This is a genomic window from Arsenicicoccus cauae, from assembly GCF_009707125.1.
Lineage (GTDB): Bacteria > Actinomycetota > Actinomycetes > Actinomycetales > Dermatophilaceae > Arsenicicoccus > Arsenicicoccus cauae.
In genome coordinates this window covers 95,562-118,384 of the sequence record NZ_WLVL01000006.1, presented here as the reverse complement: position 1 = coordinate 118,384, position 22,823 = coordinate 95,562, and the positions used below count along the sequence as shown (strand labels likewise).

The following is a 22,823-nucleotide window of genomic DNA, read 5'->3' as shown; positions in this document are numbered from 1 at the left end:
CTTGGAGCGCTCCGACCGGTCGTCCGCCCTACTCTCGCATGAGGCGTGGATCACGCTGCGTGCCGGTGGCCCGGCGAGGCGACTGGGCAGGCCGACCTCGCGCCCATACGCTGGTTGAAATGTACCCGCCACCAACCGGGCCGGACCTGACGGCCGAGCAGTGTCAGGAGCTTGACGACACGTTCCTGTCGTCTGATCCGTTCGGGTACTTCAGCGCTCGGATCGGCATGATGCTGCGGTGGGCAGAGTCAGACGTCGACAGCGATGAGCATCCCCTGGCCGCGCCCGATGATGAACAACAGCACACCACCGAGACCCGTGGAAGGTTCGCTCGCCTCCTTGGTCGGCCGGTGGGCTTCATACCCGAGACCTCGCCGAGGTCCATTGCTACACAGGTCGCCACGGACGCGTACGCCCTGCGGCACCATGCGGCTGAGGCGCTGGTGCGGTTGACGGCGGCACTCTTGCAACGGACGAACGTCGCCGAATCGTGCGTTTGGGAAGCCCTGTCGGCCGGGCCAAACCAACTCGATCAGGTCGTAAGCCAGCTCCGCCTGTCCTTCTCCTCGGCGGAGGACCCGATGCAGTTCGCCCGTCTGGTTCTCCGCCGGGAGGACTTGCAAAGCGGGATGACGGAGCAACTTGCTTCGGCGTCCAACGTGTTCGCCGACTGGCTCCAGTTCGCTATCGACCTCCTCGTGGGACATGAGCTCCAACTTAATGCTGCTCACAACAAGGTCAAGCACGGTCTCTCAGTCCGCGCTCGTGATGACCTCAAAGTCTCGTTCGTCACCACTCCGCCCAGCGCAGATGGGACCATCCCGGTTGGTGCGCTGGCCGGCCCGGACGCCGTGGACATCTTCGACCGCCCCGTTATCGAAGTTCTCGCACAGGCGCCCAAGGTGGACGGGCATCGACAAGGGCTGGAGCTGACGCAGTTGAGGGTGGATGTCCCTGCCGTTCTCGCTGAGGCATACATGATCACCTGGGCCCACGCGGCGATGTTTCATGTCGCGGCCACGAAACACTTCGAAGGACGGGCAGACCTCCCCGACTATCTGGACGCTCCCGCTCACCCCGGTTACCCAGTGGGCGGCCTGCACCCTGACCATGTTTCAGGCAAGGCGCCGATCGGGATGAGGTTCCCTCTCACCACTCCTCCCGGTGGCGGGCCTGCGAGGCGGTCAGCGGGACTCGCGTTTCGCGACTCGTTCATACCGCTCATATTCACTGGCTCTGCGATGAGCAACGTTCGCGTTGTTGCGGACGAGGCAACGGAGGAGGCGTAGGTGCGGGCGCCGAAGAATGAAGCTACGGGAACCTCGGGTGAGTCGGAGGTCTTGGCGCAGTTCGAGCGCTTGGGCTGGGGAGGGGTGATCGACAGTCGGCACGACACAGGCACCGATCTGTATCTGCGGCCGCGAGATGCCCGTCGGTACGAACTTGGCGCCGTGATGGGTGCCCAGGTCAAGACCGGGTCGTCTTACTTCAAGTCCCCGCAGAAGGACGCCGAGGGCACGGTCACTGGGTGGTGGTTTGCCGAGGACGACCGTGAACACTTCGACTACTGGCTGCGCCACGCCCTGCCCCACGTGGTGATCCTGCGCGATCAAGACAGAAACCTCTCGTTCTGGGTTCACGTCACCCTTGAGCGAGTCGTCTCGACCGGTAAGGGCGCCAAGATTCTTGTACCGGCCTCCCAAACCGTTGACGCGGACCACAACGAAGCACTCTCCGACGTCGCGCTGACGCAGCTTCCGACTCCGACCTGGGACGGTACTGCGTGGACCGGCGCGGTGCATCTTGCACCGGTCGACGAAGTTCGGCATGCCCTCATCACTCCACGGCTCATCGCACCGCATCCGAACCTGGCCCCAGATTCGATCTCCGGGCTCGAAGCCCTCGCCATGCAAGTGCTCTTCCGGGACGACCTTGAACGAATTCTGGAACCGATGAGCCTTCCTGCGCTCGCAGGGGAGAATGACGCCGAGCGGAAGGGGCTGTCACTCGACGATGCACGTGAGGCCGATGACTGGTGTTGGCGCGCCACTGCTGCCCTTCATCTCTGGCACTACCAAGGAGAACCGGCTGACCTGCTTCAGCTTGTCGACCTAGCTTCGACGCCGAGTGAACGCTCCGCGGCATCCGTGCTCCGATGCATTTATCACTTCGACGAGAACGATCCCGATACGGCGCTCCAAGTGCTTCAAGAAGCCCTGGAACATGACGACTACTCCTCAGTGGATCACGCATGGCTAGAAGCTCAACGAGCACGGGCGCTGCTGGAAGTCGGGAGACACGAGGAGGCTTTCGACCTCGCGATGAAGACCCAGCGCATCCATCGAGAGGCACCGTCAGACGTCACGGCTGCGGCCATCGCGGGAGCGTGTGCGCTGACGTCGTTCAGGGCCAGCGGCTGGATGCAGGGCGACATCGCCAACATCATCCGGCGCAGCGACAACCCAGCGTCGTGGTGGAGAACCCAGGTGATGTCCTATGGGCTATCCGCTCATCTCTCTGAGGAGTTCCGGAGATGGTGCGAGGATGCGTCAATTCGGATCGGGGGCTCCGACACTGCCCACAAGCGCCTGCTTTCCGCGGCGTTGCTAGCCTCGTGCGCTGGTGATCATGACGGGTGGCGTGGCGCAATTGGCGCTCTCGCGGAGCACTTCCTTGTCACCACCGGCCCCACCGATGATCCCGACAGGGTCGCCGGCCGGCTGACTCTTCTCCGTCTCTCCGGTGACAGCAAGAGCACTGGGCGCGCGACTCGACACATCGTACGCACGGGTCCAACGATGGCCGCCAGGATCGCGGCGAGCAGCGTGGACTTGTCTCGATCGACTCGAACGACCGCTTTGGCAGATATTGAACTACTGACGGCCGCCGGCGACGTTCTCGAACCAGTACTCGCCGACGAAATCTGTGCGTGGGCGCTAGCAATGCTCCAAGAGCCACAGGCCTACCTGGAACGTGCCCGGCCTACATTCATCGTGCTCTACAAGATCATCGATCTGCTGAAGGCCATGGTGTGGACGTTGAACGAGGACGCCCTTCACAACGTGATCGACTACTTCCTCGACCAGCCCCCGGTCACCGACGAGGGAACCGCGCAGACCCTCGCCCGGCTGATCCATACGATCCCCGCATCCGCGTGGCGTGAGAGTGACCGTCAGCGCGCGGCGAACCGATTTGACGGCGACGCCGCCTACCTACGCGAGGCCTTCTTGAGGGTCGCTGCTCCTGCATCAGTCGAGAGTCGCGAGCAAGTCCTTCAACGAGCCCGGGCCGGGGAGTTGATCGTCTTCGAAGCCATCGACGACGTGCGAACGCTGCCCTCCGATGCAGTCAATGCTCTTACTGACCGACTGTGCAGCGTCATCGACAATCTCATCGAGGATGCCGCCAAGGGGGCGTACAGTGTTGGCGGTCTCGACCCCGGCCATGCACTTAGCCTGCTCGGCGTCTGGCACCCTTCGAGTGGGCGGTGGGATCGTATCGAAGCTCTGTTGACGGCTCCCGGGGTCAGACCTCAGCAACAGTCTGGCGCATTGCAAGTACTTGCCATCCATGGAGCGACGCTTGCCGACCCAATCAAGACACAACTTGTCGAAGCCGTGTCAGCTCTTCGGAACCGAGAGCCAGTCCGGACCTCCTTCGATGACGACGAGGACATCCGAGGCCTCGCCGCCGAAGCGCTCGCTGCTCTCGCAGATGAGGCCTTACGCGAACCGTTGATACGGGACCTTCTTGGCGGCGACACCGTTCGCCGTGCCGCGAGTGCGCGGATCATTGAACGTTTCGGAGACAAGGCAGAGTCCGAACTGCTTCTCGCTCTAGCGGGTGACGCAAACGAAACCGTACGTGACGCGGCGCTTAGAGGGCTGAGCAGGTTGGTCGTTGCCGAGCGCGCGTCGGAGGGAGTCGCGACAATCCTGTCGAGGGTCCTGAAGTCTGGCGGAAGACGGAGTGCCGCGGCGGTCGTTTCCGGGCTCCACACGCCTGCGGAGGTGCCAGCCGTTTCTCAACTGCTGACCATCGCCGCGCAGCACCCTTCAGCACAGATTCGCGAGGCTGCACGCTAGAGCACCACCGACTGAGAGTTCCGCAGGCGCTATCGTTCCTCCGCCGTCGACGGTGGCAGGGATGCTCGATCTGTGCTGGAATCCGCTTCATCCTCGAGTGCAGGCGGTGCGAGTTGCTGCCTGCTGAAGGCGTCGCTCATTTCACTGATCTCGACCGTCTCTGGCGCTGGGTAATCCAAGCCATCGACAACACGCTTCATCGTCTTGTCTACGCCACCGACGGCCTTGGTGAGGTCCTTGATCGCGCCACGTACATGGTGCAGTGAGCCGTCCGAAGCGTCCCTGGCCTGACGCCACTCTGAGATGTCGATCTGAATCTCCAGGGGGCAGCGGACCGTGCGGACCCTCGCCTTCGACACGCACAGTGCGGACCTGTGGTTCCTCGCTGGACAGGAGGTCGTAGCCGGCACCGAGAGTCCACCGGATTTCCCGTTTAGGCGCGAGCGAGCGGAGTCCGCTGGCGAGCACCCGCTGAACACTCTCGACCTTGTCCGACTGTTGCTCGCCAGCTGGAAGCGGTGGATCGAACGTCGCCCTCACGTTGCGGCGACGGTGGGACCGTTGTTACCCACCACCACGTGCATCACGGTGCCTTGCTGCACATCTGGCTGGATGTCCGCCCACACATAGGGCTGTAGGGCCTCATGAGCGAGATCGCGTTGTAGTTGAGTCTGCTCCCACGCGGCGGCCACCTGCTCGCGTTGGATCTCCGTCTGGTCGTGCGCCGCCTTCGCCTGCCTAGCGTCCAGGCCGTGCTCCGCGCACCAGACCTCTGGGAGAGAAGACCCAGAGCCATGACCACTACCGCAAAGGCAGCCTGTACTGCGGCCAGTGCGGATCACGCTTGACGTTACAACGCCAAGAGTCGCCGCGGCGTCATTTACCCCTACTTCATGTGCACCGGCCGACACGCCAAGCGCACCATCTGGGAACGCAAATCCATGTTCGTGCCCGACATCGAAGCCGCCGTCGAGGACCACTACCGCCGCGTGCAGATACCCGAGCACGTCCTGCCTGCGCTCCGCGAGCTGGTCACCGGCGAGTTCGACCGACTCCACCAGGACGCCAAGCAGGAGAGCCAGGGATACAAGGCCGAACGCGACGCGCTCCGCGACGAACGGACCAAGCTCATGCAGGCCCACTACGCCGGCCGTCCCCCTCGACCTCCTCGCCACAGAGCAGGACCGCATCGCGCGACGGCTCGCGTTCCTCGACGCACAGATCAACGCCGGAGACGTCGAGTACGAGCAGGCCAAAGCGCACCTGGACGACTGCCTCGCACTCGCCGGCGACATGCACGCCATCTACATGAACATCGACGACTCACTACGCCGAATCGCCAACCAAGCCTTGTTCGACAAGATCATCGTCACCGACGACGACGCCATCCACAGCGAGCCCGGGGTGCCGTTCAACGTGTTCCTCAACCCGGATGCCCAGACCCTCGCCCTCCGCCACCAAGGACGGAAGGCGGAGTCCGGAACTCAAACCGGTGATGTCGTTGGTTTGAACAACGACCTTCTGGTGGAGCCTAGGGGACTCGAACCCCTAACCCCCTGCTTGCAAAGCAGGTGCGCTACCAATTGCGCCAAGGCCCCGGACGCGCCGCGAGGCGCTCGGCCGATTATACCGGCTTGGTGGCCTCGGCCCACAGCTCGTCCTCGGCCCGACGGCGACGCTCGCGCTCGGTGAGGGCGACGGCGGCGCCGACGGCGAGCAGACCGGCGATGATCTTGCGCATGACTACCTCCTGGGTCGGGGGCTCCAGCCTAGCCACCGTGACGATCCGGGGCGGCGGAGAGGCGGGGCGGGACGGCGGCGGCGCCTGGCGATCATGCTCGGACGACGAAAGGAGCCACCGTCTCGGGGACTGGTGGCTCCTCACGTGGTGGGCCTAACAGGACTTGAACCTGTGACCTCTTCCTTATCAGGGAAGCGCTCTAACCGTCTGAGCTATAGGCCCGCACCCGCCTCGAGGGCCCCGTCACGGGGTGCTCGACGCGAGGAGTAACGCTACCGCATGCCCCGGTCAGCGGCCAAAACGGGCGGCGGGACGAGATCGGTGCAGGTCCGGTGTCACAGGTGAGACCGGACCTGCACCGATCCGTCAGTCGTCGGTGAGGGTCTGCCGGACGCCGCCGACCAGGCCGGCGCAGATGTTGTAGAGGAACGCCGCCAGCGTGGCGAGCGCCGTCAGCAGCAGGATGTTGATGAACGAGATGACGATCGACAAGGACAGCACGCGGCTGAAGCCGACGTAGTCCATGAGGTCGAACTCCTTGCCCTGCGGCAGGAGACCGAGCACCATCTCGTTGATCGACGAGAAGACGCCCATCCCGTTGAGGATCATCCACAGCACGGCGATCAGCACGACGCCCGCGATGCCCGCGGCCACCGACAGCAGGAACGCCAGCTTGAGCACCGACAAGGGGTCGACCCGCTGGACGCGGAGCTTGGCCTGGCGGCCGCTGCCCGTGCCGGAGCCCGCCGCCGGGGCAGAGACCGCCGACGAAGCCGAGCCGCCCGAGGTGCGGACGGGCTCGCGCACCGCCGTGTCGCCGACGGCGTCGATCGACTGGGTGCGGTCGGATGCCGAGCTGCTCGAGCTGCTCACTGGTCGTCCTCCTGCGGGTCATCGGCTCCAGGCGCGTCGTCGGACTCGCCCGGCTCGTCGCTCTCCCCGGCCACGCTAGTGCCTGCGGACGGCTGCGTCGTGCTCGCACCGCCGGCGCCCGTGTCGGCGCCCGTGTCGGTGCCGTCCGAGGCGCCGGCGCCCGGCATACCGGCGTCGTCACCACCCCCGGGGGCGGACTCGCCCGCGTCCTCGAGCTCCTCCTCCGCGGCGCGCTCGACGTTGCGGGCCACGGCCACGATGGCGTCGTTCTTGCCGGGGTTGGCAAAGGTCACGCCCTGCGTGTTGCGCCCGGTGTAGCGGACCTCGTCGACGCGGGAGCGCACGATCCGGCCCTTCTCCATGACGAGCATGACCTCGTCCTCCGGCGACACGACCAGCGCGCCGACGAGGTCGCCGCCGCGGTCGGAGGCCTTGGCCACGAGCACGCCCAGCGTGGCGCGGCCCTTCACGGGGTACTCCGAGGACAGCGTGCGCTTGGCCAGGCCGTTCTCGAAGACGACGAACACGTCCGGGTCGGTGCCGTCCTGGATGACGTTCATGGCGAGCAACGAGTCGCCGTCCCGGAACTTCATGCCAGTCACGCCCGAGGTCGAGCGACCCATCGGGCGCAAGGTGTCGTCGGTCGCCGTGAAGCGCACCGACTGACCCTTGACCGACACGAGCAGTAGGTCGTCCGCCGCCGACGCCAGCGAGGCACCGACGAGCTCGTCGCCGTCGCGCAGGTTGATCGCGATGAGGCCGCCCGACCGGTTGGAGTCGTAGTCGTCCAGACGCGACTTCTTGACCAGGCCGTTGCGGGTGGCGAGGACGAGATAGGGGACGTTGATGTAGTCCTGGATCGCCAGCACCTGCGCGATCCGCTCCCCGGGCTGGAAGGCCATGAGGTTGGCGACGTGCTGCCCCTTGGACTCGCGCGACCCCTCCGGCAGCTCGTAGGCCTTGGCGCGGTAGACCCGGCCCAGGTTGGTGAAGAACAGCAGCCAGTGGTGCGTCGTCGTCGTGAAGAAGTGCTCCACGATGTCGTCGCCCCGCAGCGAGGCCCCGCGCACGCCCTTGCCCCCACGGTGCTGTGAGCGGTACTCGCGGGTGACGGTGCGCTTGGCATAGCCCCCACGCGTGATCGTGACGACCACGTCCTCCTCGGGGATCAGGTCCTCCATCGACATGTCGCCGTCGTAGGGAACGACCTCCGTGCGGCGGGCGTCGCCATACTTGTCGACCAGCTCGCCGAGCTCGTCCTTGATGATCTGTCGCTGCCGCTCGGGCTTGGCCAGGATGTCGTTGTAGTCGTCGATCTTGGCCTGGAGCTCGTCGTGCTCGTCGATGATCTTCTGCCGCTCGAGGGCCGCCAGGCGGCGCAGCTGCATGTCGAGGATCGCCATCGCCTGGATCTCGTCGATGTCGAGCAGCTCCATCAGGCCGTCGCGCGCCACCTCGACCGTGCGCGAGGCGCGGATGAGGGCGATGACCTCGTCGAGCGCGTCCAGCGCCTTGAGCAGACCACGCAGGATGTGGATGCGCTCCTCGGCCTTGCGCAGGCGGTACTTCGTGCGTCGCACGATGACCTCGACCTGGTGCTCCACCCAGTAGCGGATGAACGCCGAGACCGGCAGGGTGCGCGGCACGCCGTCGACCAGCGCCAGCATGTTGGCGCCGAAGGACTGCTGCAGCTGGGTGTGCTTGTAGAGGTTGTTGAGCACGACCTTGGCGACCGCGTCGCGCTTGAGCACGATGACCAGGCGCTGACCGGTGCGGCCCGAGGTCTCGTCGCGAATGTCCGCGATGCCCTGCAGGCGCCCCTCCTTGGCGAGCTCGGCGATCTTGAGCGCCAGCGCGTCCGGGTTGACCTGGTAGGGGAGCTCGGTGACGACCAGGCACTGCCGGCCCTGGATCTCCTCGACGTTGACGACGGCGCGCATGACGACCGAGCCGCGACCCGTGCGGTAGGCGTCCTCGATGCCGCGACGACCCAGGATCAGCGCTCCCGTCGGGAAGTCCGGGCCCTTGATCCGCTGCAGGCACGCCTCGAGCAGGTCCTCACGAGAGGCCTCGGGGTGCTCCAGCAGCCAGTCGACCGCGCTCGCGACCTCGCGCAGGTTGTGCGGCGGGATCTGCGTGGCCATGCCGACGGCGATGCCGGACGAGCCGTTGACCAGCAGGTTGGGGAACCGCGCCGGCAGCACCTCCGGCTCGCGGGTCTTGCCGTCGTAGTTGTCCTTGAAGTCGACGGTCTCCTCGTGGATGTCCCGCACCATCTCCATGGCGAGCGGCATCATGCGGCACTCGGTGTAGCGGGGCGCGGCGGCGCCGTCGTTGCCCGGCGACCCGAAGTTGCCCTGCCCGTCGATCAGCGGGTAGCGCAGCGACCACGGCTGCACCAGACGCACGATGGCGTCGTAGATCGCGGAGTCCCCGTGCGGGTGGTAGTGACCCATGACGTCCCCGACGACGCGGGAGCACTTGTTGTAGCCCCGGTCGGGGCGGTAGCCCCCGTCGTACATGCCATAGACGATGCGACGGTGCACCGGCTTGAGCCCGTCCCGCACGTCCGGCAGCGCTCGGCTCACGATCACGCTCATGGCGTACTCGATGTAGCTGCGCTGCATCTCGGCGTTCAGGTCGACCGGCTCGACGCGGTCGACGGTCGGAGGAGTCTGCTCACTCATGCGTCAAAGGACCTCTCACCACAGGTGACGGACAACAACAGGTATTGGGCACCCCACGCTGGAGGTGGAAGCGTCATAAGGCTCACGCGTCAAGGAATCGGACGTCGCGGGCGTTGCGCTGGATGAACGACCGCCGCGACTCGACGTCCTCGCCCATCAGCACGGAGAAGATCTCGTCCGCGGCGGCGGCGTCGTCGAGCGTCACCTGCAGCAGCACCCGGTGGTCCGGGTCCATCGTGGTCTCCCACAGCTCCTGGTAGTTCATCTCGCCGAGACCCTTGTAGCGCTGGATCGGCGCGTCCTTGGGCAGGCGGCCGCCCTGGGCCTGGCCGGCCGCGACCATCTCGTCGCGCTGCCGGTCGCTGAACGCGAACTCGTGCTCCCGGTTGGCCCACTTGAGGCGGTAGAGCGGGGGCTGGGCGAGGTAGACATAGCCGGCCTCGATCAGCGGCCGCATGAACCGGAAGAGCAGCGTCAGCAGCAGCGTGCGGATGTGCATGCCGTCCACGTCCGCGTCGGCCATGAGCACGATCTTGTGGTAGCGCGCCCGGCTCAGGTCGAAGTCCTCACCCACGCCGGTGCCGAACCCCGAGATCAGCGCCTGGACCTCCTGGTTGGCGAGCACCTTGTCGATGCGGGCCTTCTCGACGTTGAGGATCTTGCCGCGGATGGGGAGGATCGCCTGGTTGAAGGGGTTGCGGCCCTGGACGGCGGAGCCGCCGGCGGAGTCGCCCTCGACGATGTAGACCTCGGAGACCGAGGGGTCCTTGGACTGGCAGTCCTTGAGCTTGCCGGGCAGGCCGCCGGACTCCATGAGCCCCTTGCGGCGGGTCGCCTCGCGGGCCTTGCGCGCCGCGATGCGGGCGGCGGAGGCCTGCACGGCCTTGCGCACGATCTCGCGGCCCTCGGTGGGGTGCCGCTCCAGCCAGTCGCCGAACCGGTCGGTCATCGCGCCCTGCACGAAGCCCTTGACCTCGGAGTTGCCGAGCTTGGTCTTGGTCTGGCCCTCGAACTGCGGCTCCCCGAGCTTGACCGAGATGACCGCCGTGAGGCCCTCGCGGATGTCGTCGCCGGTGAGGTTGTCGTCCTTGTCCTTGAGGAGGTTCTGCTTGCGCGCGAAGTCGTTGACCAGGCGGGTCAGCGCGGCGCGGAAGCCCTCCTCGTGGGTGCCGCCCTCGTGGGTGTTGATGGTGTTGGCGTAGGTGTGGACGGACTCGGAGTAGGCGTTGGTCCACTGCATCGCGATCTCGACGGACAGGGACTTGCCCTGGTCCTCGAGCTCGAAGTCGATGATGTCGTCGTGCACGACGTCGGCGCGCTTGGACGTGTTGAGGTGCTTGACGTAGTCGAGCAGGCCTTTGTCGTAGCGGTAGGTGACCGAGCGGCCCTTGGCCTTGCCGGCCTGGTCCGTGGCGACCTCCTCCTGGGCCCCCTCGTCGGCGCCCTCGCCCGCCTCGGTCTCCACCTGGTCGACGGCCCCCATCTCGGCGGCCTCCAGGTCGGCGTCGGCGTCGGCCTGCGCCTGCGGGCGCTCGTCGGTCAGCGCGATGGTCAGGCCCTTGTTGAGGAAGGCCATCTGCTGGAATCGGGCCCGGATCGTCTCGAAGTCGTAGGTCGTCGTCTCGAAGATCGTGCCGTCGGCCCAGAAGGTGATGGTCGTGCCGTTGCGGTCCGACGCCTCCTGCTTGGCCAGGGGCGCGACCGGCTCGCCATGGTCGAACTCGACGCGCCAGGCGTGACCCAGCTGGTGGACCTCGGCGACCAGCCGCGTCGACAAGGCGTTGACGACCGAGGAGCCCACGCCGTGCAGACCACCGGAGACCTTGTAGCCGCCGCCGCCGAACTTGCCGCCCGCGTGCAGCTGGGTGAGCACGAGCTCGACCGTGCTCATGGCGTACTGCTCGTTCTTGCCGGTGGGGATGCCGCGCCCGTTGTCGGCGACGCGGACGCCACCGTCGGCGAGCAGGGTGACGTCGACGCGGTCGGCGAAGCCCGCCATCGCCTCGTCCACGGCGTTGTCCACGATCTCCCACACCAGGTGGTGCAGACCGCGCTCACCGGTGGACCCGATGTACATCCCCGGGCGCTTGCGGACGGCCTCGAGACCCTCCAGCACCTGGATCGAGCTGGCGTCGTAGTCCGCCCCCTGGGCCGGCGCCTGCTGGGCGAGGTCCTCGGCGAGCTTCTCGACGGCCTCGGGACCGGTGGGCTCCTCGACGTCGGCCACAGTGCTCCTCACAAACAATCGCGCGTATGCCGAACCCCCCGCACGGCCCGCCCGGGGATCCGGGAGCGAGCCGGGCCCGCAGCCGCGCCAGGAGCGCGCCGCGATGAGGCCGGACACCGGTCGCCACCTTGGCGCACCGTCCGCCAGTCTATCGGTCGCGGGAGGCAAATCACGCCGCCTGAGGCCCCTGGGAGCCATGTCGGCGGAAATTTCCTGCCATCGGCATGGTCCCCCTCACGGATGGGGGCGACAGGCGCCCCTGCGGGCCCTCCCTGCGGTCAGCGAAGGCTCAGCACGAGCTCCTCGACCTCGCGCACGTCCCGCTCGATCGCCTCCGCGGGGCGCGGACGGGTGACGGGCTCCGCCATGATCCGCTCCAGCGGGCCTCGGGCCCGGTCGAAGGCCGCGTGGGCGCGGCGGATGTCGGGGTGCCAGCACGCGCCGAGCACGAGATAGCCGAGGGCCGCGAGCGAGCGCTCCACCCTGTGGTAGGGCGCCACGGCGGCGTGGCTGTCGGCCAGCGCGCGCCGGGCGACGACCTCGGACTCGAGCAGCTCGTAGTAGAGGTGGCGGCGGTGGGCCAGCGCGGCCCGCGTCTCCAGGGCGCCCGCGGCGAGATCCACCATGACGCGCTCGGTGGCCACCACGACCCGGCGGGCGTGCGCCCGCAGCACCACCTCCGGGGCCCGCCGGCCCGTGGTCCACAGCACCAGGAGCGCGCAGGCCACGCCGACGAGCGTGTCGACCAGCCGGTCCGCCACCACGGAGGACACCGGCTCGCCCGGGGCGGACGCCATACCGATGGTGAGGGCCAGCGGGGTGATGACCACGACGGCCAGCGCGTAGTTGCGCGTGACGAGCAGCTCCACGAGCAGCTGCAGCGCGGCGACGACGAGGACCAGCCACCAGCCCTGCGGAGCCAGGGCGAGGAGCCCGGCATAGATCACGAGGCCGACCAGCGTCCCGAGGGTGCGGTGCACGCCCCGGACGGTCTGGACCTCGCGCGTGCCGCCCTGGTGCAGGACCAGGGCCGCGCAGCAGACGGCCCAGTGGACGTGGCCCTGGTGCAGGAGGCCGGCGACCAGGCCGGCCAGCGCCGTCGCCAGCCCCACGCGGAGCACGAGCAGGAGCACCTCCGAGGGCCACCGCGCCGCCTCCCTCAGCAGGTAGCCCGCCCCCGGCCGGCCGAGGGCGGTGTCGCGCAGCTGCTCGGCGTCGACCGACCCGTCCACCGGGGAGTCCTGCTCGCCGGGGCCGACGTCGTCGGAGGCGGCCTCGTCGTCCACCGACCCCCACGGGAGCGGTCCCACGCCCAGCCGCACCCCGGCCAGCGTGGCGCTCGCCGCGGCGTAGGTGAGCTGGGCACGCTCCAGACGCTCCACCAGCTGCGGTGGACGGCCACCGTCGGTGACGGCCGTCCACGCCCGGTGCAGCGCGCCCGACGCGCCGGCTCGCAGGGCCGCCAGCTCACCGTCGGCGCCCTCTCCCGCCGGCGCCTGGTCGGCTCCGGCGGCAAAGGCCCGGATGGCGCCCTCGGCCGCCTCGGTGGCACGCCGCTCGGCCCGGTGCGGCGCGACGAGCAGGTCAGCCATGCCGATCACCCACGCCGAGACAGCCCCGGCGAAGGTCAGGGCGACCACGCTCCACGGGTTCGCGCCATGGGTGACCGCGAGGTTGCCGACCCCGAGCACGAGCACGAAGAAGTAGGAGCCGGGCGGCCCGACCTTGAGCGCGACGCACACGAACGCCGCGACCATCGCCACCACCACGAGCACGGCCACCGTCACGACCGGGTGGCCCGCGGTCAGCGCCCCCAGCCCCACCGACGCGGTCAGGCCGAGGGCGGCCAGCGCCATGACGCGCGCCCGGAAGCGGCCGGGCGCGGTGGCGGCATACAGGATGGTGAAGACCCCCAGGCTGGCCACCAGCCCGAGGGAGAGGTGCCCGGCCAGCTGACCCACGGACAGGGGGACCGCCATGGCCACGGCCGCCTTGACGGCGACGGGCCACCGCGGCGGAGAGGGGTTGAGGCGCAGCAGGGAGCGGGCGTGGCGGCGCAGGCTGGGGGAGCTCATCGCCCCCAGTGTCTCGCGGCCCAGTCGTCCTCGCCGACCTCGGCCCCGCAGGCCGGCGTCATCACCTGGGCGGTCGGTGGCCGTGGGGTCGCTGCCGGTGGCGCCGAGGGTGTCGAGAAGGGTCGTCGCCGTCACCTGCCCCAGCCCAGACCTCCTGAGACCCCGGGCGAGGACCTAGGGTCGTCCGTATGACGCCCGCCGCCTCCCACGCCCCCCGCACGACCCTGGCCCTGGTCACCCTGCTCGCCGCCGCCGGGGTGCAGCACTTCCGCCGGCCCGCCCCGTTCGACTCGATCGTGCCGCCGGCCCTGCCGGGCCCGGCGCGGTGGTACACCTACGGCTCCGGGGTCGCGGAGCTGGCCACCGCGGCCCTGCTGGCCGTACCGCGGACGCGGCGGCTGGGCGGGGCAGCGGCGACCGCGCTGTTCGTCGCGGTGTTCCCCGCCAACGTGCAGATGGCCTGGAACTGGCGTCACAAGCCGGCCCGGATGCAGGCCATCGCCTACGGCCGGCTGCCGCTGCAGGGCGTGCTCGTCGCGGGGTCGGAGCACGTGCGCAGGCACGGCTGAGCCCCGGCCGCGGTGGGCGCGTCGTCTACCGTGAAGGCATGGATCGTCGCCCCGCCCTCGTATCCCTCGCCTCGTCGCTCGCCCTGGTGACCACCCTGGTCACAGCTTGCTCGGGCGGCTCGGGCGGCTCGGGCGGCACCGCGACGAGCACGAGCTCCACCTCGCCCGTCTCCTCCGCCACGAGCACCTCCTCCGCCGGGGGCACGAGCGCCGGGTCGACCACCACGCCCAGCACGCCGGCGCCCGCCGTCGCCCTGCCCAAGGGTCACCAGTGGCTCACCGTGCCCTCGCTCCGCACGCGCCTCGCCATCCCGACCACGTGGAAGGTCCTGGACGTCGGCACCCTGCGCGACCAGAAGGGCACCCCGGCCTACGCCAAGGCCGCGGCTGACCTGGGCTACACGGAGGCCGAGCTCACGAGCTTCCTGTCGTCCGGAGCGTTCGCCGTCGCGGTGGGACCCACCTCAGGGGAGACCGCGCCCAACCTGCTCATCCGCGCCGTCGGCGGCGGGGCCTTCGAGGACGGGGACCAGCTCACGTCGGGCAGTCGCGGCGAGACCGGCACACTTGATGCCCAGAGCAAGCCGCAGACCGCGGTGGGTCCGGGCGTGCGCGGCGACTACCACGTGAACGTCGACGGCACGGTCCTGCACGGCTCCCAGCTCGCCGTCACGAGCCAGGGCCAGCAGGACGTCGTGGCGGTCGGCGCGGCCGACGCCGCGACGGTCAGGCGGATCATGGACGTCGTCGTCGCGACCTACTCGCCGGCCCCCTGACGCCCGGGCCTTCGCGCCCGGCCTGCTCACCCGCCCACCGAACCCGCCCCCAGGCTCAGCCGTAGGTGTCCCGGGGTCCGCGCCCGTCCGTCGCCCGCCGCGGCCCACGCCCCCAGCGGGGGGCGCTGGGCCCGACGACCCGCAGCTCCACCACGACCCCCTCACCCACCTCCGCCGCGAGCCGGCCGAGGATCGAGGAGGCCATGAGCCGCAGCTGGGTCGCCCACGCCGTGGAGGACGCGCGCACCGTCAGCACCCCGTCGTCGAAGGTCATCGGCTCGCTGTGCTCCGCGACGTTCGCCCCCACCACCTGCGGCCACCGCCCCATGACCGAGCCCACCTTGACGTCCGACTGCCACCCGCGTCCGGCGACCAGCCGCTCGAGGGTGTCCCCGAGCAGCAAGGGGTCGCGCCCGTCCACCTCGGCGGCCGAGCCGCTCAGCATGACCTCCGACGGTCGGCGGCGTCGCTTGGCGCGCGACCCGGGGCGCAGGCCCTTGCCCTTCGCGACGGCCCGGGCGCGCAGCAGTGCCGCGGCCGCCGCCGTCCTGGCGGCGTCGGGGTCCAGGCGCGGGTCGGGCTCGTCGAGCGGGCCCGACGTTCCGCCGGTCGTGAGGTCTCCCTCGGCGTCATGCGGTTCGTCGTCAACCGGCCGGGCGTCGTCATACGGCTCGTCAGGCGGTCGACTGCTCAACGGGGTTCACCTCCCCGCGTTTCACGTGGAACCTCGCGCTCTCGCGCAGCTCCGGCGGGATGTCGTCTCCCACCGCCGCCGTGATCAGCACCTGCTCGCAGTCGGCGATGAGCCCGGCGAGGCGCGAGCGGCGTCCCGCGTCGAGCTCGGCGAAGACGTCGTCGAGGATCAGGACCGGGTCCTCGCGCAGGTCCGTGCGCAGCAGCTGGAAGGCCGCGAGCCGCAGCCCCAGCGCGAACGACCAGGACTCGCCGTGCGATGCGTAGCCCTTGGCCGGCAGGTCGCCGAGGCCCAGGACGAGGTCGTCGCGGTGCGGCCCGACGAGGGTGATGCCGCGCTCGACCTCCGGCTCGCGGACGCGCGCCAACGAGTCCACGATCAGCTCGGCGAGCTCCGGGATCTCGGGCACCTCGCCCTCGGCCAGGCGCGCGGCCGCCTCGTCGTGCAGCGAGGACCGGTAGGTGACCCGGGCGTCGGACTGCCCGGCGCTGACCTCGTCGTACGCCGTGGCGAGGTAGGGCCCGAGGTCGCGCAGCAGCCGCAGCCGGGCGTAGAGCAGACTCGACCCCACCTGGGCGAGGTGCTGGTCCCACACGTCGAGGGTGTGCAGGGCGCTCGCGCGGTCGTCCTCGACCGGGCCCTGGTCGTATGCCGGCCGCCGACGCGAGCCCTTGCGCAGCACCGGCGCGGCGGACTTGAGCAGGGCGTTGCGCTGCTTGACGACCTTGTCGTAGTCGCCGCGGACCCCAGCCCAGCGGGGCTGGCGCTGGACGAGCAGGTCGTCGAGGAAGCGGCGGCGCTCGGAGGGGTCTCCCTTGACCAGGGCAAGGTCCTCGGGGGCGAAGAGCACGGTCCGCAGCGACCCCAGGACCTCACGGGTGCGGGCGACGGACGACCGGTTGAGCTTGGCCCGGTTGGCGCGGCCCGGCGTGATCTCGAGCTCGATTAGCGTCTCGCGGCCGTCCCGCACCACTACCCCGCGCACGACCGCCTGCTCGGCGCCATGACGGACGAGGGGCGCGTCCTGGGCGACGCGGTGCGAGCCGAGGGTCGCGAGGTAGCCGATCGCCTCGACCAGGTTGGTCTTGCCCTGGCCGTTGAGGCCCTCGAAGGTCGTGACACCCGGTCCCAGCGGCAGCTCCGCGGTCTCGTAGCTGCGGAAGCTGCCGAGGGACAGGTGCCGGACGTACACCTCAGTGCTGCTGCAGGTCCTGGGTGCCGGACTCGTCCCCGCCACCCTGACGGTCCTCGGAGCTGGCGCCGTTGTCGTCGCCCTTCTCCTGGGCGCCGCGGTGGACGTCGGACTTGGGCGTGCCCTCGAGCATCTGCACGGCGTGGCCGCCGAACTGGCCGCGCAGCGCGGCGACGGCCTGCATGGCGGGGGAGTTCTCTTGGCGCGACTGGAACCTCGCGAACAGGGAGGCGGCGAGCACCGGCATCGGGACGGCCAGCTCGATGGCCTCCTCGAGGGTCCAGCGACCCTCGCCGGAGTCCGTGGTGAACTCGCTGATCCCCTCCAGGTCGGGGGTCTCCTCGAGCGCCTTGACCATGAGGTCGAGCAGCCAGGAGCGCACGACCGTGCCGCGGGTCCAGGCCTTGAAGCAGCCCTCGACGTCCTCGACGATGTCCTTGGCCATGAGCAGCTCGAAGCCCTCGGCGTAGGCGTGCATCAGGCCGTACTCGATGCCGTTGTGCACCATCTTGGCGTAGTGGCCCGCGCCGACCTTGCCCGCGTGGACGAAGCCCTCCTCGCGCGGTCCCTCGGGACGCAGCGCGTCGAAGATCGGCATCGCACGCTCGACGAGCTCGTCGTCACCGCCGCACATCAGGCCGTAGCCGTTGTCCTTGCCCCAGATCCCGCCGGAGACACCGCAGTCGAGGTAGCCGATGCCCTGGCCGGCGAGCAGCTCGGCGTTGACGGCGTCGTCGGTGAACTTGCTGTTGCCGCCGTCGATCACGAGGTCGCCCTCGTCGAGGACCTCGGACAGCTGCTTGATCGTGTCACGCGTGGGGTCACCGGCCGGGACCATGACCCACACGGTGCGGGGTGCCTCGAGCTTGCTGACCAGGTCCTCGAGGGAGGTGGCATCGCTGACGTCGGGGTTGCGGTCGTAGCCGACGACCTCGTGCCCGGCCGCACGGATGCGGTCGCGCATGTTGCCACCCATCTTGCCGAGGCCGATGAGTCCGAGCTGCATGGGAGAACCTTTCCTGGCGCGGTGCGCCGACGAGGAGGTCGGGCTGGGGGGTGGTGAGACTGGCCGTGCGGTGAGTGGTGGTCCTTGGGTGGGCCGGGTCGGTCCTTGGCCGGTCAGGCGGGGAACCGCACCGGCATCAGGACGTAGCGGTAGCTCATGTCTGGCTCGGTGTCGGCGTCGGTCTGCCCGACGAGCACGGCCGGGCGGCTGGGCTGGGTGAACTGGAGGCGGCAGTGCGAGGTCCCGAGGGCGCCCAGGCCGTCGAGCAGGAAGTGCGGGTTGAAGCCGATCTCGAGCTCGGGCCCGGTCATCGTGCAGGGGACCGCCTCGCTGGCCTGCGCGTCGTCCCCGGCGCCGGCCTCGATGGCGAGCTGCCCGTCGGTGAACCGCAGGCGGACGGGGGTGTTGCGCTCGGCCACCAGGGCGACGCGCTTGACGGCCTCGACCAGCGCGGCGGTCTCGACGACGGCCTCGCTGTCGACCGACGATGGAAAGATCGAGGTGACCTTGGGGTACTCGCCGTCGAGCAGGCGCGTCGTGGTGCGGCGGGTGCCGGCCTCGAAGCCGACGAGGCCGTCGCCCCCCGCGGCTTCGCCCAGGGCGATCTCGACGGAGCCGGACGCGCCGAGCGACTTGGCGGTGTCGGAGAGCAGCCGCGCCGGGATGAGCGCGACGTGCGCGGTGCCGGGCGCCGACGGGCTCCACGTGAGCTCGCGCATCGCGAGGCGGTAGCGGTCGGTGGCCAGCAGGGTCATCTTGTCGTCGTCGATCTCCACGCGCACGCCAGTGAGGATCGGCAGGGTGTCGCCGCGGTCCGCCGCGACGTGCACCTGGGCCACGGCCTGGGTGAAGGTCGTGCCGTCGATGGAGCCGCTGGGCTCGGGGCTGGTGGGCAGGGTGGGGTAGTCGCTCACCGGCATCTGCAGCAGCGCGAAGCGACTCGATCCGCAGGTGAGCTGGACCTTGGAGCCGTCGGTGGCCAGCTCGGCCGGCTTGGCGGGCAGGTTGCGGCAGATGTCGGCGAGCAGACGGCCGTTGACCAGCGCGGAGCCCGCCTCGCTGACCTCGGCGGCGATGGTGAGCCGTGCGGAGATCTCGTAGTCGAAGGCCGAGAGCGTGACGGTGTCGTCGTCCTTGGCCTCGATGAGCACGCCGGCGAGGACCGGGGTCGGAGGGCGGTTGGGCAATGCACGGGCCACCCAGGTGACCGCCTCGGTGAGGACCTCACGCTCGAGTCGGAACTTCACCGTCGGTCACTCCTCATCGCTTGCTCCTGCTCTCCACTCGGACCGCTCACGCGTCCAGTCCCGCACGACAGTAGTGCAACGACAGCCGTGGCGTGTAGTTCTCCCCACCGCTCCCGGGGTGGGTCCGGATCCTTGGTCGGTCCCCAGATGTACGTGGGGCGAATCCATCCAGGTCATCAGGTCTCATCGTTGTCATCGGGCCTGTGGACGCTGTGGACAACCGGCGTCGTCGCACGTCAGCGGGGCGGGGAGGGTGTGTACTCCGTGTGGAGCGATCGGTGGACACGCACCGTCGCCTGTGGACGACCGGCCGTCGTCCACACGCCGTCCACCTCGGATGCCCGTCTGTCCCCAGGTCGGGTGGGGGGTTGTGCCCGAGTTGTCCACCGTCGGCCCACAGGTGGTCCGCCTGCGCCCGCCGTCACCCGTGTCAACACCGCGCGGCGTCGTCCACAGGGTTGTCCACAGCTGGGGATACTCCGGGCGGGTGATCTTGGCGGGCCTAGGGATTGACGCTGAGTAACCCCTGTTGCTATATGCGTGACGACGCACAGGTCTGTGGACAACTCTGTGGACGACGGGTACCTGCCTGCTGCCTCGCGGGAGACGGAGGGGGCGCGTCAGCTGGGGTTGGACTTGATGCGGTTGGTCAGCTCGGTGACCTGGTTGTAGATCGCGCGCCGCTCGCTCATGAGCTCGCGGATCTTGCGGTCGGCGTGCATGACCGTCGTGTGGTCACGACCGCCGAACTGCTGGCCGATCTTGGGCAGGGAGAGGTCAGTCAGCTCGCGGCAGAGGTACATCGCGATCTGGCGCGCCGTCACGAGGACCCGTGACCGCGAGGTGCCGCACAGGTCGTCCACCGTCAGCCCGAAGTAGGAGGACGTCTGGGCCATGATCGTCGCCGGCGTGATCTGGTTGGTCTGGTCCGCGGGGATCAGGTCCTTGAGCACGATCTCGGCCAGGGTCATGTCGACGCCCTGGTGGTTGAGGCTGGCGAAGGCGGTGACGCGGATCAGCGCGCCCTCGAGCTCGCGGATGTTGGTAGAGATCTTGCTCGCGATGAACTCCAGCACGTCGTCCGGCGCCGTCATGCGCTCCTGGACGGCCTTCTTGCGGAGGATGGCGATGCGGGTCTCGAGGTCGGGGGGCTGCACGTCGGTCAGCAGGCCCCACTCGAACCTGCTGCGCATGCGCTCCTCGAAGCCGCTCAGCAGCTTGGGCGCCACGTCGCTGGTGATGACCACCTGCTTGTTGGCGTTGTGCAGCGTGTTGAAGGTGTGGAAGAACTCCTCCTGCGTCTGCACCTTGCCCTGCAGGAACTGGATGTCGTCGATGAGCAGGAAGTCGATGTCGCGGTAGCGCCGCTGGAAGTCGCTGGCCTTGTTGGCGCCGATCGAGTTGATGAAGTCGTTGGTGAACTCCTCGGAGTTCACGTACTTCACCCGGACGTTCGGGTAGATCTGCTGGGCATAGTGCCCGATGGCGTGCAGCAGGTGGGTCTTGCCGAGGCCCGACCCGCCGTAGATGAACAGCGGGTTGTAGGCCTTGGCCGGCGCCTCGGCCACGGCGATGGCGGCGGCGTGCGCGAATCGGTTGCTGGACCCGATGACGAAGGTGTCGAAGGTGTACTTGGGGTTGAGCTTGGCGTCGCGGCCGTCCTCCGGCACGAACGGCTTGCGGAACATCTCGCGGATCCCGTCGCCCTCGGCGAGCAGCTCGTGGTCGTCGTCGGCGTCGTCATCCTGAGCAGGCCGTATGCCGGGGGCCCGGGTGGCCGCGCCGTCATGACGGGCGGTGTCGGCATACGACCGGTCCCCACCGAAGGACACGTCGGGCGAGACCGGGCGGGGCACCCGCTCGTCCCGGACGAGGCGGGGGCCGTCGGTGGACCGCGGGTCGGAGGTGCCTCGGTCGCCGTCTGTGCGCACGGGGTCGGACGAGGTGACCACATGGGGCATGGCCCCCGCCGGACCGGGTCGCGGGGGGCTGTCGTCCCGGTCCTCGGCCTCGGAGAGCTCCAGCGAGCTGTCGACGGTCACCGCGAGCCGCACGTCCCGGCCCAGCTGCTCCTGCAGCGCCTCGACGAGCTCGGTGCGGATGCGCTTCTCGACGATGTCCCGGGTGTAGTCATTGGGGACCGCGATCAGAGCCGTCCCCTCGAGCAGACCCACGAGCCGGCTGAGCCGCAGGAATCCGCGGTGCTGGGCGGAGATGCCTCCGGACTCGAGGGCGCGCAGCGTGTCTCGCCACACGCGGGGGACGTCCACCTGCGCGTCGGTCACGAAGGGCCTCGATTCACGGTCTGCTGCTCGGCGGCGTGCCGGGTGGCACGATCTGTGGACGACGTCGCGCCCGGGGTGTGGACAGGGGTGGATCGGCGCAGGTGAGGCACTGGTCCACATCCTCGTCCACAGGCTGTGGACGAAGCATAGACAGGTGCTGCCGGGCCGACCGGAAGCCACCACGCTAACAACCCCCGTGTCCCGCCACAAAGGGAGCCCGAGGGCCGCGCGGGTGAACCCCCCGCCCCCACCGGCGTGTCGACCCCGCCGGTGGCGATCGATCCCCCATCCTGCGGCTGTCCCGTCCCCGAGGTTCGTGGCACCGCGGGCGCGCCCGTGCTGCGCCGGTCGGCGGCGGTTTGACCCTGCTCGATCGGCTGACGTACCTTGGAGGGCGGTCGGTTCGCGCCGACCCGTTTTGCATGCCGGTTGTCAGCCTCGTGCTTGCCGTCCGTGAGCCGCGACCCGTCAGGCGTGCAGACCACCCGCCCAACGGGTCCACCCCGCGTGGACCACCCGACACCGTCAACGGAGTTGTCCCGTGAGCAAGCGCACCTTCCAGCCGAACAACCGTCGTCGCGCCAAGACGCACGGCTTCCGCCTCCGCATGCGCACCCGCGCCGGCCGCGCCATCCTCGCTGCCCGCCGCCGCAAGGGCCGCTCCGAGCTGTCTGCCTGAGAGCCGACCTCCCGTGCTGTCGGCGCAGCACCGCCTGCGTGACAGTGCGGACTTCGCCTCGACGGTGCGTGGACGGACGTCGGTGCGCTCGGGCAGCCAGCTGCTCGTCGTGCACATCAACCTGACCGACTCGCGTGCGGCCCAGCCGCCGCGGGTCGGTCTCGTCGTGTCCAAGGCCGTCGGGGGAGCCGTCGTGCGCAACCGCACCAAGCGGCGGCTGCGGCACGCGATGAGGGACCGCGTGGGGCGACTGCCCCTTGGCCTCGACGTGGTGGTACGGGCCAACCCGCCGGCCGCCGAGGCCGACCAGACGCGCCTGGGGGCCGAGCTGGACCGGCTGCTCTCCAGCTGCCTGGCCAAGGTGCATGCCTGATGACGGCGGCCTGGCACGCCGGGTGGCGACGACGCCCCCTCAGGGCTGCGGCCCTCGGACTCATCCGCTTCTACCAGCTGTGGATCTCGCCGCTCACCCCGCCGTCGTGCCGCTTCTACCCCAGCTGCTCCGCCTACGCGATGACGGCGATCCAACGCTTCGGCCCGATCAAGGGCGGCTGGCTGGCCGCGCGGCGGCTCGGCCGGTGCCACCCGTGGAACCCCGGTGGTGTCGACCACGTTCCTGACAAGGAGCCGCCACCGGCCACCCGCTGAGCCCACCTCCCGCCCCACCCCGGCCCGCCCTCGAGGGGG

At 69.4% G+C, this 22,823-nt stretch carries 18 protein-coding genes and 2 tRNA genes; 7 read left to right on the top strand and 13 right to left on the bottom strand.

Translation table 11 applies throughout. The annotated features are described in order from the left end of the window. Positions 1-119: 119 nt before the first annotated feature. Both GGG17_RS02065 and GGG17_RS02060 read left to right on the top strand, forming a co-directional pair. Positions 120-1,289, top strand: coding sequence for a hypothetical protein (locus GGG17_RS02065; protein WP_154592128.1), 1,170 nt, complete (start codon positions 120-122; stop codon positions 1,287-1,289). Beyond that, on the top strand, positions 1,290-4,085 hold the full coding sequence (locus tag GGG17_RS02060; protein WP_311966355.1) for a DUF4365 domain-containing protein: 2,796 nt from the start codon (positions 1,290-1,292) through the stop codon (positions 4,083-4,085). A 536-nt stretch (positions 4,086-4,621) separates the two neighbouring features. On the opposite strand, the gene GGG17_RS02055 is transcribed toward GGG17_RS02060, so the two are convergent. The 8 genes from GGG17_RS02055 to GGG17_RS02025 all read right to left on the bottom strand — a co-directional run bounded on the left by GGG17_RS02055 (position 4,622) and on the right by GGG17_RS02025 (position 13,688). After that, positions 4,622-5,227 carry a DUF8453 domain-containing protein gene (locus tag GGG17_RS02055; protein WP_154592127.1) on the bottom strand — a complete coding sequence of 202 codons (606 nt, stop codon included), beginning with the start codon at positions 5,225-5,227 and terminating at the stop codon, positions 4,622-4,624. 380 nt (positions 5,228-5,607) lie between these two features. Beyond that, positions 5,608-5,683 (bottom strand) — tRNA-Ala (locus GGG17_RS02050). A gap of 26 nt (positions 5,684-5,709) precedes the next feature. Next, positions 5,710-5,826 carry a DLW-39 family protein gene (locus GGG17_RS16135; RefSeq protein WP_230082589.1) on the bottom strand — a complete coding sequence of 39 codons (117 nt, stop codon included), beginning with the start codon at positions 5,824-5,826 and terminating at the stop codon, positions 5,710-5,712. Between the two features lie 145 nt (positions 5,827-5,971). Then, a tRNA-Ile gene (locus GGG17_RS02045) sits at positions 5,972-6,048 on the bottom strand. A 144-nt stretch (positions 6,049-6,192) separates the two neighbouring features. Further along, positions 6,193-6,699 carry a DUF3566 domain-containing protein gene (locus tag GGG17_RS02040; RefSeq protein WP_288798581.1) on the bottom strand — a complete coding sequence of 169 codons (507 nt, stop codon included), beginning with the start codon at positions 6,697-6,699 and terminating at the stop codon, positions 6,193-6,195. Beyond that, the gene (gene gyrA / locus GGG17_RS02035) at positions 6,696-9,386 is read right to left on the bottom strand and encodes a DNA gyrase subunit A (protein ID WP_154592126.1); all 2,691 of its coding nucleotides are present in this window, start codon (positions 9,384-9,386) and stop codon (positions 6,696-6,698) included. Before gyrA ends, GGG17_RS02040 begins: the two co-directional genes overlap by 4 nt. Before the next feature lie 82 nt (positions 9,387-9,468). Next, positions 9,469-11,613 carry a DNA topoisomerase (ATP-hydrolyzing) subunit B gene (gyrB, locus tag GGG17_RS02030; protein WP_311966354.1) on the bottom strand — a complete coding sequence of 715 codons (2,145 nt, stop codon included), beginning with the start codon at positions 11,611-11,613 and terminating at the stop codon, positions 9,469-9,471. Between the two features lie 278 nt (positions 11,614-11,891). After that, entirely contained in the window at positions 11,892-13,688 is a 1,797-nt protein-coding gene (locus GGG17_RS02025) for an FUSC family protein (protein ID WP_154592125.1), read from the bottom strand. Between the two features lie 188 nt (positions 13,689-13,876). Between GGG17_RS02025 and GGG17_RS02020 the strand changes: the two genes are divergently transcribed. Beyond that, positions 13,877-14,257 (top strand): DoxX family protein, encoded by a 381-nt coding sequence (locus GGG17_RS02020; RefSeq protein WP_154592124.1) that lies wholly within the window; start codon positions 13,877-13,879, stop codon positions 14,255-14,257. Between the two features lie 38 nt (positions 14,258-14,295). Continuing rightward, positions 14,296-15,033 carry a hypothetical protein gene (locus GGG17_RS02015; protein ID WP_154592123.1) on the top strand — a complete coding sequence of 246 codons (738 nt, stop codon included), beginning with the start codon at positions 14,296-14,298 and terminating at the stop codon, positions 15,031-15,033. A 55-nt stretch (positions 15,034-15,088) separates the two neighbouring features. Here GGG17_RS02015 and GGG17_RS02010 read toward each other — a convergent pair whose 3' ends face one another. From GGG17_RS02010 to dnaA, 5 genes are all read right to left on the bottom strand, one after another. Then, the gene (locus tag GGG17_RS02010) at positions 15,089-15,727 is read right to left on the bottom strand and encodes a DciA family protein (protein WP_375804493.1); all 639 of its coding nucleotides are present in this window, start codon (positions 15,725-15,727) and stop codon (positions 15,089-15,091) included. After that, a complete protein-coding gene (gene recF, locus GGG17_RS02005) occupies positions 15,708-16,919 on the bottom strand; it encodes a DNA replication/repair protein RecF (protein ID WP_311966353.1) in 1,212 nt (403 codons plus the stop codon). Before recF ends, GGG17_RS02010 begins: the two co-directional genes overlap by 20 nt. A gap of 1 nt (position 16,920) precedes the next feature. After that, entirely contained in the window at positions 16,921-17,925 is a 1,005-nt protein-coding gene (gene gnd / locus GGG17_RS02000; protein WP_154592122.1) for a phosphogluconate dehydrogenase (NAD(+)-dependent, decarboxylating), read from the bottom strand. 113 nt (positions 17,926-18,038) lie between these two features. After that, positions 18,039-19,172: a DNA polymerase III subunit beta gene (gene dnaN, locus GGG17_RS01995; RefSeq protein ID WP_311966352.1), complete on the bottom strand. Its 1,134-nt coding sequence runs from the start codon at positions 19,170-19,172 to the stop codon at positions 18,039-18,041. Between the two features lie 620 nt (positions 19,173-19,792). Further along, positions 19,793-21,457: a chromosomal replication initiator protein DnaA gene (gene dnaA / locus GGG17_RS01990; protein WP_311966351.1), complete on the bottom strand. Its 1,665-nt coding sequence runs from the start codon at positions 21,455-21,457 to the stop codon at positions 19,793-19,795. Between the two features lie 541 nt (positions 21,458-21,998). Between dnaA and rpmH the strand changes: the two genes are divergently transcribed. Genes rpmH through yidD form a run of 3 tightly spaced genes read left to right on the top strand, consistent with a single transcriptional unit; the run spans position 21,999 to position 22,784 of the window. After that, complete coding sequence (rpmH, locus tag GGG17_RS01985; protein WP_013885212.1) at positions 21,999-22,136, top strand: 50S ribosomal protein L34; 138 nt, start codon at positions 21,999-22,001, stop codon at positions 22,134-22,136. Positions 22,137-22,149: 13 nt separating this feature from the next. Continuing rightward, positions 22,150-22,509, top strand: a complete 360-nt coding sequence (gene rnpA / locus GGG17_RS01980; RefSeq protein WP_311966350.1) for a ribonuclease P protein component — start codon at positions 22,150-22,152, stop codon at positions 22,507-22,509. Beyond that, positions 22,509-22,784, top strand: coding sequence for a membrane protein insertion efficiency factor YidD (gene yidD, locus GGG17_RS01975; RefSeq protein ID WP_154592119.1), 276 nt, complete (start codon positions 22,509-22,511; stop codon positions 22,782-22,784). Before rnpA ends, yidD begins: the two co-directional genes overlap by 1 nt. Positions 22,785-22,823: the final 39 nt, after the last annotated feature.